Origin of the sequence: Thermococcus peptonophilus, from assembly GCF_001592435.1 — an archaeon.
GTDB classification, from domain to species: Archaea; Methanobacteriota_B; Thermococci; order Thermococcales; family Thermococcaceae; genus Thermococcus; species Thermococcus peptonophilus.
This window is the reverse complement of sequence record NZ_CP014750.1, coordinates 1,699,753-1,716,952: the sequence shown is the minus strand read 5'-3', so window position 1 is coordinate 1,716,952 and position 17,200 is coordinate 1,699,753. Positions and strand designations below refer to the sequence as shown.

General features: G+C 52.3%; 20 protein-coding genes and 2 tRNA genes. 8 read left to right on the top strand and 14 right to left on the bottom strand.

Annotation, left to right across the window (positions count from 1 at the left end; all coding sequences use genetic code 11):
• Positions 1-3: 3 nt before the first annotated feature.
• The 10 genes from A0127_RS09300 to A0127_RS10540 form a co-directional block, all read right to left on the bottom strand.
• On the bottom strand, positions 4-564 hold the full coding sequence (locus A0127_RS09300; RefSeq protein WP_062390579.1) for a 2-oxoacid:ferredoxin oxidoreductase subunit gamma: 561 nt from the start codon (positions 562-564) through the stop codon (positions 4-6).
• On the bottom strand, positions 561-1,406 hold the full coding sequence (locus A0127_RS09295) for a 2-oxoacid:ferredoxin oxidoreductase subunit beta (protein ID WP_062390923.1): 846 nt from the start codon (positions 1,404-1,406) through the stop codon (positions 561-563). Before A0127_RS09295 ends, A0127_RS09300 begins: the two co-directional genes overlap by 4 nt.
• On the bottom strand, positions 1,406-2,554 hold the full coding sequence (locus A0127_RS09290) for a 2-oxoacid:acceptor oxidoreductase subunit alpha (RefSeq protein WP_062390577.1): 1,149 nt from the start codon (positions 2,552-2,554) through the stop codon (positions 1,406-1,408). Before A0127_RS09290 ends, A0127_RS09295 begins: the two co-directional genes overlap by 1 nt.
• Entirely contained in the window at positions 2,551-3,063 is a 513-nt protein-coding gene (locus A0127_RS09285) for a 2-oxoacid:ferredoxin oxidoreductase subunit gamma (RefSeq protein ID WP_062390575.1), read from the bottom strand. Before A0127_RS09285 ends, A0127_RS09290 begins: the two co-directional genes overlap by 4 nt.
• 3 nt (positions 3,064-3,066) lie before the next feature.
• Positions 3,067-3,921: a 2-oxoacid:ferredoxin oxidoreductase subunit beta gene (locus tag A0127_RS09280; RefSeq protein WP_062390573.1), complete on the bottom strand. Its 855-nt coding sequence runs from the start codon at positions 3,919-3,921 to the stop codon at positions 3,067-3,069.
• The gene (locus A0127_RS09275) at positions 3,921-5,111 is read right to left on the bottom strand and encodes a 2-oxoacid:acceptor oxidoreductase subunit alpha (RefSeq protein ID WP_062390571.1); all 1,191 of its coding nucleotides are present in this window, start codon (positions 5,109-5,111) and stop codon (positions 3,921-3,923) included. Before A0127_RS09275 ends, A0127_RS09280 begins: the two co-directional genes overlap by 1 nt.
• 3 nt (positions 5,112-5,114) lie before the next feature.
• Complete coding sequence (locus A0127_RS09270; protein WP_062390569.1) at positions 5,115-5,387, bottom strand: 2-oxoglutarate ferredoxin oxidoreductase subunit delta; 273 nt, start codon at positions 5,385-5,387, stop codon at positions 5,115-5,117.
• A gap of 148 nt (positions 5,388-5,535) precedes the next feature.
• Entirely contained in the window at positions 5,536-6,510 is a 975-nt protein-coding gene (locus tag A0127_RS09265) for an archaeosine biosynthesis radical SAM protein RaSEA (RefSeq protein WP_062390566.1), read from the bottom strand.
• A gap of 47 nt (positions 6,511-6,557) precedes the next feature.
• Positions 6,558-6,713 carry a hypothetical protein gene (locus A0127_RS10545; protein ID WP_156471196.1) on the bottom strand — a complete coding sequence of 52 codons (156 nt, stop codon included), beginning with the start codon at positions 6,711-6,713 and terminating at the stop codon, positions 6,558-6,560.
• A gap of 39 nt (positions 6,714-6,752) precedes the next feature.
• On the bottom strand, positions 6,753-7,166 hold the full coding sequence (locus A0127_RS10540; protein WP_156471195.1) for a hypothetical protein: 414 nt from the start codon (positions 7,164-7,166) through the stop codon (positions 6,753-6,755).
• A gap of 539 nt (positions 7,167-7,705) precedes the next feature.
• Here A0127_RS10540 and surE point away from each other — a divergent pair.
• The 5 genes from surE to serS all read left to right on the top strand — a co-directional run bounded on the left by surE (position 7,706) and on the right by serS (position 10,883).
• Entirely contained in the window at positions 7,706-8,479 is a 774-nt protein-coding gene (gene surE, locus A0127_RS09255) for a 5'/3'-nucleotidase SurE (RefSeq protein WP_062390562.1), read from the top strand.
• Positions 8,480-8,669: 190 nt separating this feature from the next.
• Positions 8,670-8,755: transfer RNA gene (locus A0127_RS09250), tRNA-Ser, on the top strand.
• 22 nt (positions 8,756-8,777) lie between these two features.
• A tRNA-Cys gene (locus A0127_RS09245) sits at positions 8,778-8,852 on the top strand.
• 83 nt (positions 8,853-8,935) lie between these two features.
• The gene (locus tag A0127_RS09240; protein WP_054841274.1) at positions 8,936-9,397 is read left to right on the top strand and encodes a phosphate-starvation-inducible PsiE family protein; all 462 of its coding nucleotides are present in this window, start codon (positions 8,936-8,938) and stop codon (positions 9,395-9,397) included.
• Positions 9,398-9,515: 118 nt separating this feature from the next.
• The gene (gene serS / locus A0127_RS09235) at positions 9,516-10,883 is read left to right on the top strand and encodes a serine--tRNA ligase (protein WP_062390560.1); all 1,368 of its coding nucleotides are present in this window, start codon (positions 9,516-9,518) and stop codon (positions 10,881-10,883) included.
• Positions 10,884-10,961: 78 nt separating this feature from the next.
• Here serS and A0127_RS09230 read toward each other — a convergent pair whose 3' ends face one another.
• Positions 10,962-11,702 (bottom strand): endonuclease III domain-containing protein, encoded by a 741-nt coding sequence (locus A0127_RS09230; protein ID WP_062390558.1) that lies wholly within the window; start codon positions 11,700-11,702, stop codon positions 10,962-10,964.
• Positions 11,671-12,099, bottom strand: coding sequence for a DUF6849 domain-containing protein (locus tag A0127_RS09225; protein WP_062390556.1), 429 nt, complete (start codon positions 12,097-12,099; stop codon positions 11,671-11,673). The genes A0127_RS09230 and A0127_RS09225 overlap by 32 nt, the downstream gene beginning before the upstream one ends.
• Before the next feature lie 94 nt (positions 12,100-12,193).
• Here A0127_RS09225 and A0127_RS09220 point away from each other — a divergent pair, with 94 nt between their 5' ends.
• Both A0127_RS09220 and A0127_RS09215 read left to right on the top strand, forming a co-directional pair.
• Complete coding sequence (locus A0127_RS09220) at positions 12,194-12,664, top strand: PadR family transcriptional regulator (RefSeq protein ID WP_062390554.1); 471 nt, start codon at positions 12,194-12,196, stop codon at positions 12,662-12,664.
• Positions 12,661-13,083: a 4Fe-4S dicluster domain-containing protein gene (locus tag A0127_RS09215; protein WP_062390552.1), complete on the top strand. Its 423-nt coding sequence runs from the start codon at positions 12,661-12,663 to the stop codon at positions 13,081-13,083. Before A0127_RS09220 ends, A0127_RS09215 begins: the two co-directional genes overlap by 4 nt.
• Positions 13,084-13,116: 33 nt before the next feature.
• Here A0127_RS09215 and A0127_RS09210 read toward each other — a convergent pair whose 3' ends face one another.
• Entirely contained in the window at positions 13,117-14,343 is a 1,227-nt protein-coding gene (locus A0127_RS09210; RefSeq protein WP_062390551.1) for a phosphoglycerate kinase, read from the bottom strand.
• Between the two features lie 101 nt (positions 14,344-14,444).
• Between A0127_RS09210 and A0127_RS09205 the strand changes: the two genes are divergently transcribed.
• Positions 14,445-16,577 carry a restriction endonuclease gene (locus A0127_RS09205; RefSeq protein ID WP_062390549.1) on the top strand — a complete coding sequence of 711 codons (2,133 nt, stop codon included), beginning with the start codon at positions 14,445-14,447 and terminating at the stop codon, positions 16,575-16,577.
• Here A0127_RS09205 and A0127_RS09200 read toward each other — a convergent pair whose 3' ends face one another.
• The gene (locus tag A0127_RS09200; RefSeq protein ID WP_054841272.1) at positions 16,578-17,189 is read right to left on the bottom strand and encodes a hypothetical protein; all 612 of its coding nucleotides are present in this window, start codon (positions 17,187-17,189) and stop codon (positions 16,578-16,580) included.
• Positions 17,190-17,200: the final 11 nt, after the last annotated feature.

Sequence of the window (17,200 nt, the reverse complement as noted above, 5' to 3'; positions counted from 1 at the left end):
AGATCAAAGCTCCCCTCTCTTAGCCCTCTCCCCAAGTTCAAACCCTTTGTGAAGGGCTTTAAGGTTGATCTGCTCTGTTCCCTTTGGAACTGCATCGAGGACGGCCTTTTCTATCGCTCCCCTACCCACGATCTCCGTCCACGCCGTCAGGACGCCAAGGGTGAGGATGTTCATCGTCAGGCTTAGGCCGGTAGTCTCCTCAGCTATCTCGGTGAGCGGGAGCGCCAAAACATCGAGCGTTTTCTCGAACTCAAAGTCCCTATGCGGAACGAGGTCTTTCTCGACGATGATCTTTGCACCTTTTTTGACGGTGTGGAGGTACTTGGTGTAGGCTTCCTGGGAGAAGAAGACCGCGTAGTCCGGGCTGAGAGTTTTTGGGTAGTCTATCGGCTCGTCGCTGATAACAACCTCGGCCTTGCTCGCACCGCCCCTCGACTCCGGCCCGTAGGCCTGGGTCTGGACGGCGTAGAGACCCTCGTAGACGGCCGCGGCCCTTCCGAGGATGACGCTCGCGAGGATGACACCCTGACCGCCGAAACCGCTGAAGAGAACTTCCTTCCTCATTCTTCCCACCCCATCATCTTCTTGGCCCTCTTTATGTACTCGCGGTACTCCCTAACGAGGCCGGGCCTGTCCCTGTCGACGAACTCGCCTATGACTATCTTGCCCTCTAACTCCTCCGGGGACATCTTCTTCGCCTTCGCGAGGGGAACGGTTATCTTCTGGTACCAGCGGATGAGCTCTGGAGCGGTCTTCATACGGTTCCTCCTTCCGAAGCTTATCGGACAGGGCGAGAGGAACTCCACGAGCGTGAAGCCCTCCTTCTGGAGCGCCTTCTTTATGCTGTTTATGCCCTGGAGGTAGTTGAAGACAGTCCACCTGGCCACGTAGTTGGCCCCGGCGGACACCGCGAGCTGGGCTATGTCAAACGGGTTCTCGAACTGACCGTATGGAGCGGTCGTCCCCTTGAGGCCCTTGAGTGCTGTTGGAGCAACCTGGCCGCCGGTCATTCCATATGTAAAGTTGTTGATGAGGATAACGGTAACGTCGAGGTTCCTCCTTATGGCGTGAATGAGGTGGTTTCCTCCAATGGCTGCCGCATCTCCGTCTCCCATGAAGGCTATTATCTTTAGGTTCGGGTTTGTCAGTTTTATTCCCGTCGCGAACGCCAGAGCCCTTCCGTGTGTCGTGTGAAGGCCGTCGAAGTTAACAAACCCAGGTACACGGGATGAACAGCCGATACCGCTCACCCACACTATCTCGTCCTGGTTCAGGCCGAGGTCGTCTATTGCCCTGAGCGTGAACTGGAGGACTGAGCCTATACCACAGCCCGGACAGAATATCGTCGGGAGCATGTCCTTTCTCAGATATTTCTCGCGTATTTCGTAAGCGGATTTCAGGTACATCATCCCACCACCCTCTCGACTATCTCCATCGGAGTGTGAACCTCGCCGCCTATCTTGCTTATCAGCTCAACCTCGGCCTTTCCGTTAGTTCCTTCCTTGACGAGATGGTAGAGCTGTCCCATGTTCATCTCCGGGACGAAGATTTTCTTAACCTGCTCGGCCAGCTCCTCTATCATGTCGAAGTCGAAAGGCCATATCGTGTTGAGCTTGAGCAATCCGGCCTTAACGCCCTTCTCGCGGAGGAGTTTGACGGCTCTTATGGCGGAGCGGGAGACTATGCCGGTCGAGACTATCGCAACCTCCGCATCGTCGAGCTCAAACTTTTCATAACTGATTATGTCGTCCTTGTTGTCCAGTATCTTCTTGTAAATCCTGCCGATCAGCCTCTGCTGGACTTCAGGTTCAACCGTTCTCGGGCGGCCATGTTCGTCGTGGGTCAGGCCGGTCACGTACGTTCTATAGCCCTTTCCAAAGATTGGCATCGGTGGGACTCCATCGCCGTGAGGGTCTCCGAAGGGAAACTTGGCCTCCTCCTCGTTCTGCGGGAGTTTTCTGTTCACGATCTCTATCTCGTCCGGGTTCGGGATGTAGACGCGCTCTCTCATGTGGGCTAACTCAGCATCGCCGAGCAGAACCACGGGAGTCCTGTACTTTTCAGCTAAGTTGAAGGCCCTTATCGTGAAGTCGAAGGCCTCCTGAACGGTTGACGGGGAAAGCACGATGAGCATGTGGTCGCCGTGAGTTCCCCAGATGGCCTGCATTATGTCTCCCTGAGCAGGGAAAGTCGGCTGGCCGGTTGATGGGCCTCCGCGCATCATGTTGACGACTACAATGGGAGTTTCGGTCATCACAGCGTAGCCAAGGTTCTCCTGCATAAGGGAGAAGCCTGGACCGGAAGTAGCGGTCATGGCCTTCGCTCCTGCCCAGGAAGCTCCGATGATGGCCGCTATGCTCGCTATCTCGTCTTCCATCTGTATGCTCACGCCGTCAACGAGCGGCATGTAAAGAGCCATCGCCTCGAATATTTCGCTGGCTGGTGTTATCGGGTAGCCAGCGTAGAAGCGGCATCCAGCTAAGATAGCCGCCCTCGCTATGGCCTCATCACCCTGAATAAAATCCGCTTTTCCAACGGGAAACGGATACCTCATTTCAATCCCTCCTCATAGCCGGCCCTGAAGGCGCGAAGGTTTATCTCTTCAGTTCCCTTCGGGACGCGCCTCCTTATGGCCTCCTCAACGTTCTCCTTTTTCACAACGCCCGTCTTCGCCACGAGATAACCTAAGGCCACCATGTTGACGGTCAAAGCCAACCCGGTCGTTTCCTCCGCGAGCCTCGTGAAGGGAGCGCCCACGTGGTCCCTATCGGGCTTAACGAGGTCGGTGTCGATGATGAGAAGGCCGTTCTCCTTGAGGGAGTCCTTGACGGTGTCGTAGCCGAGCTGTGCCAGAGCAACAAGAACGTCTGCCTCGGTTACCATAACATCATAGATTGGCTCCCTTGAGATTATCACGTCCGCTATCGAGTGGCCTCCCCTGCTGGCCGAACTGTAGTCCTGGGTCTGGAGGACGTTCAGGCCCTCGATTGCGGCGGCCTCTCCGAGGATGACACCGGCCAGGACGACACCCTGACCGCCTATACCAGCGAGTCTAATCTGCATACCTCACTCCCCCTTAAGCCCAAAGTGCTCCTGGACTTCCTCTATCAGCTTGTTAATCTCGCTAACGAACTCCGGCCTCTCTCTGTTCACGAACTCCCCGATGACGAACTTGCCCTCAAGTTCTTCCGGCGACATCTTCTTCGCCTTGCTTATGGGAACTGAATTCTTGAGGAACCAGCGGAGCATCTCAGCGGGTTCCTTCATCCGGTTTCTCCTTCCAAACTGGACGGGACACTGGGAAACCACTTCCACGAGCGAGAATCCCCTGACCTGAAGAGCCTTCTTTATGCTCTCTATGAGCTGATAAACGTGAGCCGTTGTCCACCTCGCCACATAGGACGCTCCAGCTGCAGCAACCGTCTCTGAAATCTGAAGGGGGTGCTCTATGTTGCGGTAGGGGGTTGTGGTTGTCTTCGCACCGAAGGGCGTCGTCGGGGCAACCTGGCCGCCGGTCATTCCATATATCATATTGTTAACTAAGATAACCGTTATGTCGATGTTCCTCCTCGCGGCGTGGATAAGGTGGTTCCCTCCTATGCTGGCCAGGTCACCGTCTCCGCTTATTACGACGACCTTCTTGTCCGGAAGTCCAACCTTAACGCCGGTTGCGAAGGCTATTGCCCTACCGTGAGTCGTGTGAAGAGTATCAGCGAGGAAGTAAGGAGATGCTATCCATGCGGAACAGCCGATACCGCTGACAACGACAAGGTCTTTCGGGTCTATCCTGAGCTGGTCAATAGCATTTGCGAAGGCGTTGAGGACTGTTCCACCCCCACAGCCGGGGCAGAGAGCGGTGGGGAGGGCTTCCTTTCTAAGGTATTTGACCATCGGATAGCGTGAGTAGATTTCCTTTGCCATCAGGCAACACCCCTAATCTCGCGGAGAATTTCCTTAACTGTGAGCGGAACGCCGCCGATCTTGTTCACGCCCTTGAGGAGAACGTCGTCGTTCACAAAGCGCTGAACCTCCAGTATCATCTGGCCGAGGTTCATCTCCGGGACGAGTACGGCCCGGACTTTCTTTCCGAGAGCCCTCATCCGCTCCCCCGGGAACGGGTGGACTGTCTTAGGTACGAATAGCCCGGCTTTGATGCCCTCTTCCCTCGCCTTTAGAACTGCCCCAAGAGCTGGTCTTGCCGTTACACCCCAGCTGACTACGAGAATCTCAGCGTCGTCCGTGAAGTGTTCCTCGTACTTTTCATAGACGTGCCTGTTCTGCTCGATTTTCCTGTGAAGTCTTCTCACGAGCCTGTCGTGAACTTCAGGGGTGTATACATCGCGAAGGCCATTCTCCTTGTGCGTTGAACCCGTGACGTGGGTGAAGTAGCCGTGACCGAAGAGTGGCATGGGCGGAATACCGTCGCCGTGTGGGTCGCCGAAGGGGAGCTTAGCCTCCCCCTCGTTCTGCGGAAGCTTGCGGTAGGCTATCTCGACTTCTTCCACATCAGGTATCTTGACTAACTCCCTTGTGTGAGCGAGAACACCGTCGAAGAGCATGACAACCGGAGTCCTGAGCCTCTCGGCTATGTTGAACGCCCTGATTGTCTCCCAGAAAGCGTCCTGCCCGCTCGTTGGTGAAACCGCCACAATCGGGTGGTCGCCGTGGGTTCCCCAGCGGGCCTGGAAGAAGTCCCCCTGGGCACCTTTAGTGGCCTGTCCAGTACTCGGTCCGCTCCTCTGGACGTCAACAAGAACGAGTGGCGTCTCGGTCATAACCGCATAACCGAGGTTCTCCTGCATGAGCGAGAAGCCCGGGCCTGCGGTTGCCGTCATGACCTTGAGGCCGGTCCAGGAGGCGCCGACCATAGCCGCTATGCTCCCTATCTCGTCCTCCATCTGGAGGTAGTAGCCACCAAGCTTCGGGAGCTCCCTCGCCATCGTCTCGGCTATTTCGCTTGAGGGTGTTATCGGATAGCCGGCGTAGAAACGGCAGCCGGCGAAGATAGCTCCATAGGCAACGGCCTCGTTGCCCTGCATGAAGTAGTTGCCGGGTTTATAGAGCTTCTTGATGAGCCTGATCTGCTCAGGCTCGTCGCCGCGAATTATCATGCGTCACCACCTTACCGCTATGGCAAAGTCCGGGCAGAGGAGCTCACAGAGCTTGCACTTAACGCACTTCTCCGCGTGAACCGGGACGGGATAGTGGACGCCCTTTTCGCTCAACTCCTTACTCCACTCAAAGACCTTTCTCGGACACATTTCAACGCAGATTCCACATCCCTTGCACAGAAAAGTATCGATGTCGATCTCGACTATTCCCTCGGCCTTGCCTATAACAAGGTATCCTTCCTTCTCAACGGTTGTCTTGCTTTCGACGTCTGCCATAATCATCACCCGCGATTTGCTAAATCCGTTTACGTTTGTCAACATTTAAAGCTTTCGTGAGTGGACATTAGTGTCCACAAAAGAAGTGGCGGCTGGGTTTATACACCCACTAAAAAAGCGGGAAGAAAAGAACCTGAGAAGCGAAGATTCACCACGTGACCAGCTGCCAGTCAAGGAGGCCGTTCTCGACTATGTACTCCCACCTGTCCCGGCATTCATGCTTCAGGTTCTCTATATAGCTCAAATCCTGCGTCGCTGAAAACTTCTTTATGGCCTTGCCAATAACCCTGTCATAGTCGGTGAGGCAGTTGTGCGGGCCCCTCTTTGAGCCAGCACCAACGGGATCGCTCAGGATTCTCTTGTTGGGAAACTTCCTCTTCGCCCAGATGAGAACCTCGACCGCGCTCCAGAGCCAGGGCGGGCGGTATTCCTTCTTCTCCCAGAGCCTCTCGTAGAGCGTCCCCTTCTGGATGTCTGTTATGTTGATGGAGAAAGTGTCCGTGTAGGGTTCGGCCTTGATTATGCTCTCTTTGGCGTCTTCGATTCCGTCATGCTCGGAGAGGAAAATCGGCTTAAGGAGAAGGTATGTCTTGACCTTAGCACCGGCCTTGTGTGTTATCTCAGCCGCCTTCACAAAGTCGGCAAAGGTGTTCCCCTTGTTTATGGAGACATCAGCTACATCATCGTTGGCCGTCTCAAGACCGATGGCAACTTCAAAATGCTTGTCCGGGACTATCTCGGCAAGCTCTTTAACGGCTTCGTACCTGACAAGCTCGCTCCTGCTCTCGATGACGATCTCCTCGACGTTATCCATCTCCGCAAGAATTTCAAAGATTTTTTTCCTCGTTTCAGGCTTAAGCTCGCCATTGTCGAGGAATGAGCCCGAGGTGAACATTCTAACCGCGAACGGCCCCTTCTTTCCTTCTATCTTCTTGAGGGCCTCCTTCACGTAGTCTACTATCGCTTCCTGGCTCCACTTTACCTTAGGGGCCGACGCTGGATAAGAGCACATGTAGCACGCCTGACCTATGCGGTAGCGGTAGCACCCGATCGTAGGCAGAATTATGAAGAGTGCCGTTCCCGGCTTTCCGGCCACGTTGTCCTCGCTTGTCCAATAGGTCATTCTCTCACCTGAGGCGGGCTTGGAACTAGGGTTTTTAAATGTGAGGGCTAATAAATGTCCTTCTCGATGACCACGTATGCGCTCACAAACCTTGCGGGAGCTCCCGCGGCGCGGGCTTCAGACTCAGCGCCTTTTATGACCTCCTTAACGGCCTCAACTATCTGGACGTCCGAGAGTGACTTCGACGTTCTGTTGATTCCCACAGCAAGAATGTAGTCGCCACCACTGCCGGTTATCGTAACCTAGTTCAGGGTTATCCCCCTAATGCCGGAGAGCTTGGATACCAAGCTCCTTTCCAGGAGACCCGTTGATTCGCTCTTTTCTTCTTTCTTTGTCAGCTCTAAAAGCTCCTCTGAAATCCCTGCTTCCTGAAGGATCTTCTCTACTTCTCTCTGCAGTTTATCCATGTCAACCTTTACTGACCTTCCAGTGGCAGAGAGTGGAACTTCTAAGACCCTTCCACCCCTGAAGTTCACCCTCCTGCGCTGGAACCTTACGAGCGGAAGCTTCCCCACTCTCTGAATACTCAGCTCGGAGATTGAAACTGTAGTCTTGAATCCAAGTTCCTTCTCAATGTGCTCCTTGAGGGAGTCTGCAATTAGCTCAAGCTCGATTTCGCCGAGGGAGTACCCCTCAACTGCGACTCTAAGAACCAACAGGTTCGTCCCGGTAAAACCCTGCCTTACACGCCCCTTTCCATGAACACTGCTTGGGGCAACGGCTTTTTTCTGGAAAAGATGCTTAACTGCTTCTATTACACCATTCTCAATTGAGAGTGCAAACTCCGGAGGAACTTCAAGGTTGATATTTAACTGAATGATTCGGGACAGCTGGAGAACTGTTTCCAGGCTGTGCTTCGCTCTGATACCCGGCAGGCAATTTGAGGTCGCCGTGTAGAAAGTCAAGGGCCTCTAGTTTGTCCAGGGAGTATATTGGGACGTTTTTAATTATCTCTGGCAGCTGGGCATCGGCCGATACTGGATGTCCGTTTGAAAACAGCATGAGTTTTATGGCCTCAGAGACGACGAGAATGAAGCCACTTGTCCAATTTAAATAACTTAATAGGTTTTGATTTCAACAGCTCCACGTGTATCACCTTCAGTGTATATTACTGTGGAGAGAGCATAAAAGTGTTGCCGAGTTCATCCTCGACCTCTGGGCAAGACTAAAAAGGACAAGAGATAGACATTCAACCATGCGAATCCTTGTAACAAACGACGACGGAATTTATTCAAACGGCATTCGTGCGGCCGTAAAAGCACTCTCAAGTCTTGGGGAAGTCTACGTGGTCGCCCCCCTCTTCCAGAGGAGCGCCAGCGGCAGAGCGATGACCCTCCACAGACCTATAAGGGCAAGGCTCGTGGACGTTCCGGGGGCAAAGGTTGCCTACGGGATAGACGGCACTCCAACGGACAGTGTCATCTTCGCCCTGGCCAGGTTTGGGGACTTTGACCTGGCAGTCAGTGGGATAAACCTTGGCGAGAACCTCAGCACAGAAATAACGGTTTCTGGGACGGCCTCAGCTGCAATCGAAGCGGCAACCCATGAGATTCCAAGTATAGCCATAAGCCTTGAGGTGGAATGGGGCAAGACGCTTGGAGAAGGGGAGGGAATTGACTTCTCGGTTGCGTCTCATTTCCTTAAAAGAATAGCCACAAGCGTCCCTAAGAAGGGGCTCCCCTCAGGCGTTGATATGCTCAACGTCAACGTTCCAAGCGACGCAACTCCGGAGACAGGGATCACAATAACCCGCCTCGCGAGAAGAAGGTACTGTCCGACAGTGGAAGAGAGGGTAGACCCCCGGGGATACTCCTATTACTGGATAGTGGGAAGGAAAACCGAGACCTTTGAGCCCGGAACTGACGCCTATGCCCTTAAAATTGAACGGAAAGTCAGTGTTACGCCGATAAACATAGACATGACTGCCAGAGTTGATTTTGAGGAAGTTAGGAAAGCACTGTTAGACTAAGACTGATCAACCTTCTACAAACAAGCTTATGCTAATATTTGGGAATACATTGAGGTCACAATTTGTAGTTGTCGTAACTTCGGAATGGTGTCAACTTACGGAATGGCCCAATGAAGGCAATATGGAGCATAATCAGGGCAGCCAAAAAACTTAAAAACCCTCCCCAGCTCATATAAGCTGGGCATCAAATGCCGCGGTAGCCTAGCCTGGTAGGGCGCCGGCCTGCTAAGCCGGTGGGCGGTGCCCACCGGGGTTCAAATCCCCGCCGCGGCGCCAGCTTAATTTCTTCGGGCCAAATGCCGGGATAGCCTAGAGGCGAGGCGAGGGACTGCAGATCCCTTCCACCCGGGTTCAAATCCCGGTCCCGGCTCCAAACTTTTTTACCTGCACAGTTTTATACAAGGAAGTGAAAGAAAACGATTTAAGGGTGAACCACCAGATAATTAGGGTGGTCTAATGTCAATAATGCCGAAGCCCCAAAAAGAGCTCACACCCCTTGAAAGCACGGCGCTTAAATGGATGAACTTTGCCTTCGATCTAGTTGTAATACTCCTCGCTCTTCTGACGATGGTGTACGTCCTCTACACAATCTACGAACTCACTAATATCATGCTCCACGGCTTCGACGTTGAAGAGGCCCTGCACCAGTTCCTGCTCGTGATTATACTCCTCGAGCTGTTTGAACTCCTCACCCTGTACATTAAGGAGCACCATGTAAGTATGCGCCGCGTTGCCGAACTTGGCGTCGTCGCGATAGTGAGGAAACTTGTTATTACCGTAGATTATAAAACCCTGGGCTGGGACATACTGATTGGAATGGCCGCCCTCATCTTTGTCCTGGGCTGGATATACGTTCAGGAAAGACGCAGAATCTCTGAGGAGGAGAAGTTCATTGTTGAGCACGAGCTTGACCGATGATGATCCTTCCCCTCCCGGAGCGGTGACGAACAATCCGGTAGGCTGAGGGTTTGGCCGTTTGAGTTTCCACCCAAAAACCTTTTTTATAGGTAGGTCTTTCTCTGTTGAGGTGGAGAACATGCTTGACATAAAGCTCATCCGCGAAAACCCGGAGATAGTCAGAAAGGATTTGATAAAGCGCGGTGAAACCGAAAAGCTGAAGTGGATCGATGAAATCCTCGAACTCGACAAGAAGTGGCGCGAGAACCTGAAGAAGATCAACCAGCTGAGGAGGGAGCGCAATCAGCTGGCCGTTCAGATAGGTAAGAGGAAGAAGGCCGGGGAGCCGATAGAGGACCTTCTCGCTAGGAGCAACGAGATAGTCAAGCAGATAGAGGAGCTTGAGAGGGAGAACGAGGAGCTGAAGAAGAAGATAGACTACTACCTCTGGCGCTTACCAAACATCACCCACGAGAGCGTTCCCGTTGGTGAGAGCGACGAGGACAACGTCCCGATAAGGTTTTGGGGTAAGGCTAAGGTCTGGGAAGGCTTCTTCGAGAGCTTCAAGGAGCAGAGCCTCGGGAAGATGGATTACGAGCTCATCCGCTGGAGGCCGAGGCTCCACGTGGACATGCTCGAACTCTTGAGGGGAGCCGACCTCGAGAGGGCCGCGAAGGTTAGCGGTTCGAGGTTCTACTACCTCCTCAACGAGCTGGTCATCCTCGATCTGGCTCTGATACGCTTCGCCCTTGACAGGCTCATCGAGAAGGGCTTCACCCCAGTAATCCCGCCCTACATGGTTAGGCGTTTCGTTGAGGAAGGGGCAACAACCTTCGACGACTTCGAGGACGTTATCTACAAGGTCGAGGGTGAAGATCTCTACCTCATCCCGACGGCTGAACACCCGCTCGCAGGTATGCACGCCAACGAAATCCTCGACGGGAAAGATCTCCCTCTCCTCTACGTCGGCGTTTCCCCGTGCTTCAGGAAGGAGGCCGGAACAGCGGGCAAGGACACGAAGGGCATCTTCCGCGTCCACCAGTTCCACAAGGTGGAGCAGTTCGTCTATTCTCGCCCGGAGGAGAGCTGGGACTGGCATGAAAAGCTCATAGCAAACGCAGAGGAGCTCTTCCAGGCCCTTGAAATACCTTACCGCGTCGTGAACATCTGCACCGGCGATCTCGGCTATGTAGCAGCTAAGAAGTACGACATAGAGGCCTGGATGGCTGGCCAGGGCAAGTTCAGGGAGGTCGTCTCAGCCAGCAACTGTACCGACTGGCAGGCGAGAAGGCTTAACATCCGCTTCCGCGACAAGACCCACGAGAAGCCCAAGTTCGTCCACACGCTCAACTCGACTGCCATAGCAACCTCAAGGGCTATCGTTGCCATCCTCGAGAACCACCAGACGGAAGAAGGCGTTGTGAAGCTCCCGAAGGTCCTTTGGAAGTACACAGGCTTCAAGGAGATACTACCCGCCCATATGAAGGAGAAGTGCTGTGAGGACTGAGAACCATCATTTCCAATCTTTTTTTCCAATCTTTTTTCTGTGAAATTAAAAAGACACCAAAAAGAAAAAAACTCGGCATCATTTCCTGCTACGCTTTTTAACATTCCCCTTAATATCCCCGTCCGTTACAAGCCCCTTCGCGTAGGGACAGAGCTCCCTGAGAGGGCACTCATCACACTTCGGGTTTATCGGCCTGCAAATACTTCTCCCGTGGTCTACCATAGCGTGATTGACGTAAATCCACTTGTCCTTTGGGATTAAGACCGTCAAGTACTCTTCAACCTTTTCAGGGGTAACCCTCGGCGGGGCCAGGCCAAGGCGCTTACTTATTCTGTTCACGTGAGTATCCACTGGGATAGCCTGCCTTCCGAAGCCGTAGGCTAGAACGATGTTGGCGCACTTCCTCCCTATTCCAGGGAGCTTCATAAGTTCGTGGATATCATCTGGTACTTTTCCGCCGTACTTCTCAAGGATTATCCGAGAGGCCTTTACTATCCACTCACCCTTCGTCTTCCAGAGACCGACACCCTGCTTCCTCAGGAACTCCTGCATTTCTTCGATGGGAGTGTTTGCAATCGTCTCAATATCCTTGTACTTCCTAAAAAGCTCCTCCCACACGCGGTAAGTAACTTCATCTCTCATCCTCTGGGAGATAATGCAGTGAACAAGGGTTCTGTAAGGGTCACCGATTAGTAGCTTCTCCCTCGGGTGGGTCTTCATGAGAATTTCAACTATCCTCTCGGCCCGTTTTCTCTTCTCTTCCCAGCCCTCCTTGAATGTGAAGCCCTCAAGGCTCAATGATTGTGAGTTTGCTCCCATGGACTACCACCACCCTTCCTTCTGCCACCCTAACTTCTTTCAGTTCCTCAAACTTCCCGCTATAAAGTTTTTGCCCACTCCAGTTATAGATTCGAACTTCATTTTCGAGGACAACGACAGGGCCCTTTGAGAAAGGAAGTACTTCTTTGACTTTTTCATCGAATTCTAGGGTTATCTCCTTAACCTCGTTTCTCGTTATCTCTATTCTGGTGTTCTTCGAGACTTTCATCGGGCTCGGATCCGCGAGAATTACTTCAAAGCGCAGAGGCTTCCCGAGGAGGTCTATCTCGACAGTCTCACCCGTCGTTACTTCTTTACCCATTAATTTTGAACGAATAATTTCTTCAAAGCCAGCTGGGAGCTCAGCGTCAAAGGGGGGTCTTAGCATAATCCTCATGTGTATCACCCCCCTGAAGTAAGAACCTAAGGTAATAAGGGTTCCGAGAAAAGTCTTATAAGCCAACATATCAATCGATATATCGGTGGGGGAAATGGAGAAGCCGAAGTTCAGAGGACATCTCAAACTCCTCGTTCTAAAGCTCCTAGAGGAAGGCCCGATGCACGGCTATGGCATAATGGCAGAGCTTGAAAAGAGGTACGGCATACCCCATCCCAGCCCGGGCACGATTTACCCAATTCTCTCTTCCCTCAGGAGGACTGGTCTCATTGAGGTTGCCGGTGAAGGAAGGAGAGACAAGAAGCTTTACCGCATAACCGAGAAGGGAAAAGAATACCTAAGAGAGCATGAGTACGAAGTGAAAGAAGTCCTTGAACTCGCTGAGAAGTTTAGAGAGTTCGCGAGGCTCGGCGGCAGGGAGCTGGCGGAAGTTCTTAGGGAGGCATTCAACTCGATCAACAAGCTGAGTGAGGAGCAGAAAAAGGCCCTCGCTAGAGAGTTTGCTGAGTTCACCAAGAGGGTGAGACTGATTCTCCTCGGGGAGATGCCGGAGGGGAGAGAATGAGCCAGGCCCTTCACTGGACTGCCTACTACGAGAGGATGGAGAAAAACGCTCCACTGAAAATTTACTACCCCCTCTGCGGTGGAGGTGAGGAATGCATCTTCGTCTGTCCTTACTCGGATTCAATATGGGAAGTCGTCCCAATAAAGGTGGACCTTTTTGGCTTTAGAGAGAAAGTTCGCCTGAGGCCCTTCATAGCAAATCCCGAAGCGTGTAAGAAATGCTACCTCTGCGTCCAAGCGTGCCCAACGGGGGCGCTGAGGCCCGCTGAGGAAGAGATCAAACATCCGTCCTTTGTTCTGTTGTACAATGCCCTCAGGTTGCCCTTCAAGAAGAGGTACGGTACTAAGTTCGTCTTCAGAAAGGAGCATAGAGAGAAGTTCAAGCGAAACAACTGGCCCGAGAGATACGGAGTAATTTGAGGTTCAAATGTGGCAACGGTAGTGGAAAATCCTCTACGTATCTTTGAACTTTTCATAGCTTATCTTCAGCGCCTTCAGGACGGGAAGTTCCTCTCCGGCGAAGAAGCTCAGCATAGCACCGCCGCCCGTTGAGATGTGGCTTATTCCGGTGATGTTGTACTTGTAGATGCTGGCAATAGAGTGCCCACCACCGACAACGGAGAAGGCCGGGCTTTTTCCAATGGCCCTGAAAACTCCAATGGTGCCGACTGCGAACTCTTCCCTCTCAAAGACTCCCATCGGCCCGTTCGCGACTATTATTTTTGCATCCATTAATATCTCGCGGTACTTCTCCACAGTCCTCGAGCCTATGTCAAGGATAGGGTATTGGTCGAACAGCTTCTTGGCCCCACTCAGGAGGTCAACTTCAAGGCGTTCGCCTTTGTAGTCAATGGCAAAGTCCACAGGCGTTCTGACATAGGGATAAAACTCGTCGAGTATCTTCTCTGCCCAGTCCACAAGCTCAAGGAGACCTTTCCTGTGAAGGAACTCTATGTTGGCATCTCCGAGGTCAAAGCCCTTAGCGAGCGTGAATATCTGCCCGACAAGGCCGCCTGTGAGGATTAAGTCCGCCTTTTTCATCCTCAGAACGTTCTCGGCAACGCGGAGTGAATCATCGACCTTTGCACCGCCCAAGACATATACCCTCGGCCTCTCGTCGCTCTCGTAGGCTTTGCTCAGTGCCTCAACCTCAGTCTCCATCAGCTTCCCCATTATCATCGGCTTAAGGCGGGCAAAGCCGACAAGGGAAGGCTGGCTCCTGTGAGCGGCTGCAAAGGCATCGTTCACAACGTAGTCTATCAGCGGGGCAAGCTTCCTCACGAAGAACGTTCTCTCGCACTCCTCTAGTGGCTTGTAGAAAACTTCTTCGGCCGAGAAGCGGAGGTTTTCGAGAATTACTGCTTCTCCGGGCTTCAAGGAGCTTATCCTCTCTCTGGCGTATCTCCCAAAGATGTCCTCGACGTATTCAACTTCTTGGCCGAGAAGTCTGCTCAGGATTTGAGCGTGCTCCTCGGTGGTTATGTAGTCTCCTTTATATGGTCTGCTCTGGTGGGTCGCTATGACAAGCTTTGCACCGTCATCGAGGAGGTGTCGAATCGTCGGCAGAACCGCTCGGAAGCGGGCGTCGCTCGTTATCTTTCCGCTCTCAACGGGAGAGTTGAGATCAGCCCTCAGAAAAACGGTTTTTCCATCGTACGTAAAATCGGTGAGCCTGAACATCACATCACCGAGAAAGTGTTAAATAGAGGTTTTAATAAAAGTTTATTTGAACACTCAGAGTGGTTACAATCTCGATTACGTGAGACCAGGACGGTGAGAGAATGCCTTGGAACCAGGACATCGTGAGGATGCTGCCCCGCGAGGACATTATCGAGTATCTTACAGAAGTTCTGGACAAGATGGGGTTCCGGAACCATGAGAGGGTCGCAGACAGGGACAGGTGGGGCGTTGACATAGTAGCGGTAAGGGACGACCCGCTGGCGGGTACCGAAAAGCTCCTGATAAAGGTTCATACCGGGTCACTGGCATCTGCTAAAGAGGTTAGCGTTTTTGGTGACCTTATTGACAGGTATAAAGCCGACAGGGGAATTCTTATATCCCCTTTAGGCTTTACAAAGGACGCAAGAACAGTTGTGGCCAAGGAGTATAGGGCAAGGATTATACTCTGGGACGCTGAAAAGCTTGCAAAGACGTTTTCTAACTACGGTATCGAAGTACCCGAAATCAAACCTCAAAAACCCCAAGAAAAAGCGGAAGAAACCTCCCTCACAAAGTTTGAGCTGGATGCGCCACTCCTGTTTGAGTTTTCGCCAGAAAGGGTACTCAGAGCCATAGCCGGAGAAGCCAGCAGAAAATATCCCATAAAGCCCGAGGACATAAAGCTCTCCTTCCTCAAAGTATACCTCTCAACGGCGTATATAATCTCCTGGTCGGCAAGAAAGGGCGAGAGCGAAGAAAAGGGAAAAGCAGTAGTGTTCTCGGAAGAAAAGATAGTCCCCCACGCCAACTCAGACCCCAAACTGGCGACGCCCGTTAAAAAAGCCCTTCTAAACGACAGATCCGAGATAAACGCAACTGAAAGAGAAATTGAATCACCCCTGAGCCCCAGCGAGGCCGTTCTGTTGCTTAAGAACACCCTTTCGGGAAAGCTCGGCCTTCCAGAGAGCAACATAACGATCCACGAGAGGAAAAAGGTGTACATGCCCACGAAGGCGGAGGCCGAGCTGAAAGTGGGTGCCAACAGGGCGAGGGCTGTGGTTGATCTAAATATCAATGAAGTCTGGCTCGAAGTGTCCGAGCTGCCCGACGAGTACTTCCTGCGGACAGTGACAGAAATCCTCATGGAAAAAATCGGCGAGGAACCCCTAGAGTCAAAGATTGAAAGGAACAATGGAAAGGTGAAGGTTTTTGGTAAAACCAAGCGATTTAACTTCGAGTTCAAGTTCAACGGGTATACCGGTGCCGTGGTCTATGGAGAGTCCATTATCACCGATGAAGCCCTCAGAGAGTTTATAAGCAGTACGTACCCTGAGGGGACAATCCTAAATATCGAGAAGGGTAAGAAAGTTGCGATTGTTGAGGTCGGCCTCAAAGAGGGGATAGTAATCCTCGAAGTCAATCTTGAGAACGGAGAGTTTAAAGAGATTACCACGCTTCCTTCACCTGAGGAGGCCTTCAAAAAGGCAAAGCCGATAATAGAAAACAACTTCCCAGTGAATAACCTGAAGCTGGCCTCCAGCAGAGTCCTTGAACACAAGTTCCTCGAGATAACCATGGAAGGGGAGGGTGGAAAGGCGACCGCAAAAATAGACGGGGATACAAAGGACGTCCTTGACTACTTCGTCGAGATTACACCCCAGAAGGCAGAAGAGCTTGTACTCGCCAAGTACCCAGGCTACAGAACTCTCAGCGTATCAGAATCGGACGATGTTTACACGGTAGAAATAGAGAACGACCAGCATAAAGTTACTGTGAGAGTAACCAAGGACGGAAAGATCGTAGAAGAAGCCGATAGGGTTCTGAAAAAAGAGGTCGCTGGAAAAATAGCGGCTGAGAAAGCCAGGAGTATAGATGAAACCGCTGAAATAAAGGGGATAAGACTGGACGGAGATTGGATCGTTGAGTTCCAGGGGAGCAGCAAGGTCGGAAAGTTCGTACTCGACAGAAAAACAGGTGAGGTAAAGGGAGAAGACATCAGGTTTACGGAGCTGGCGCTTGAAGAGGCGTTCCACGAACACCTGAGGAAGCTCTACGGAGAGACCGGGTTGAAGACGGAGAGGCTCACGCACTACAAGGAGGAAGGGTACATCCACATAAAGGTCGCCGGGAAGAACGGCCTGTACTACGCGAGAATAGACACGAAAACCGGAAAAATACTGAGCGAGGATAGAGCGCCAATAAAGGGAATAACGGCAAAGTTGAAGCAGTTCCAGCTGGAGAGCAAGTACAAGTGACTAGGTCATCAGCATATTCTCTATCATCTTTATTGCCTCAACTATCTTCCTCTCAGGCTTCTCCTCGTTCTTTGGTATCTCCAGGTTTATGACGAGCCTCTCTTCCTTGCTGTCCTCGAAGTCGTAGATTTCAAGCTCCTCGACCTCAACGTCCTCGAAGATGCTCTCCAGTTCAGGGCTAAGTACCTTCTTGTCGTTGCCGTAAACCTCAACGCGGACTATATCGTCAGTCGTTGAGGCCACAACCACTATCTCGTAGGGGCCAACCTTCTTGGTGAAGCGAAAAGCGTTTCCGTAGCCCTCAACGTCCTCCTTAAACCCAAGCTGGAGCATCGTGCTCCGTATGGCTTCGGTCTTGCTCTTTATTCTGTTCAGAACCCTCTCGCGGAGCTTGTAGCTCTCCTCAAGGGCCTTCTTTATACCTTCACCAGCTTTCTCAACAGGGCCCTCCCATATCCCGATGATCTTGATACCCGAAGAAGTCGGCTTAAGCTCAATCTTGAGGGAATCAACGTCAAAGTCTCGCAGGTCGTCTATCTTAAGCTCGCCGAGGGTGAGTATATCAAACTCAATCCTCACGACGTTTCCAAAGGCTTTACCCTTGAACTTCACCCTCATCACCA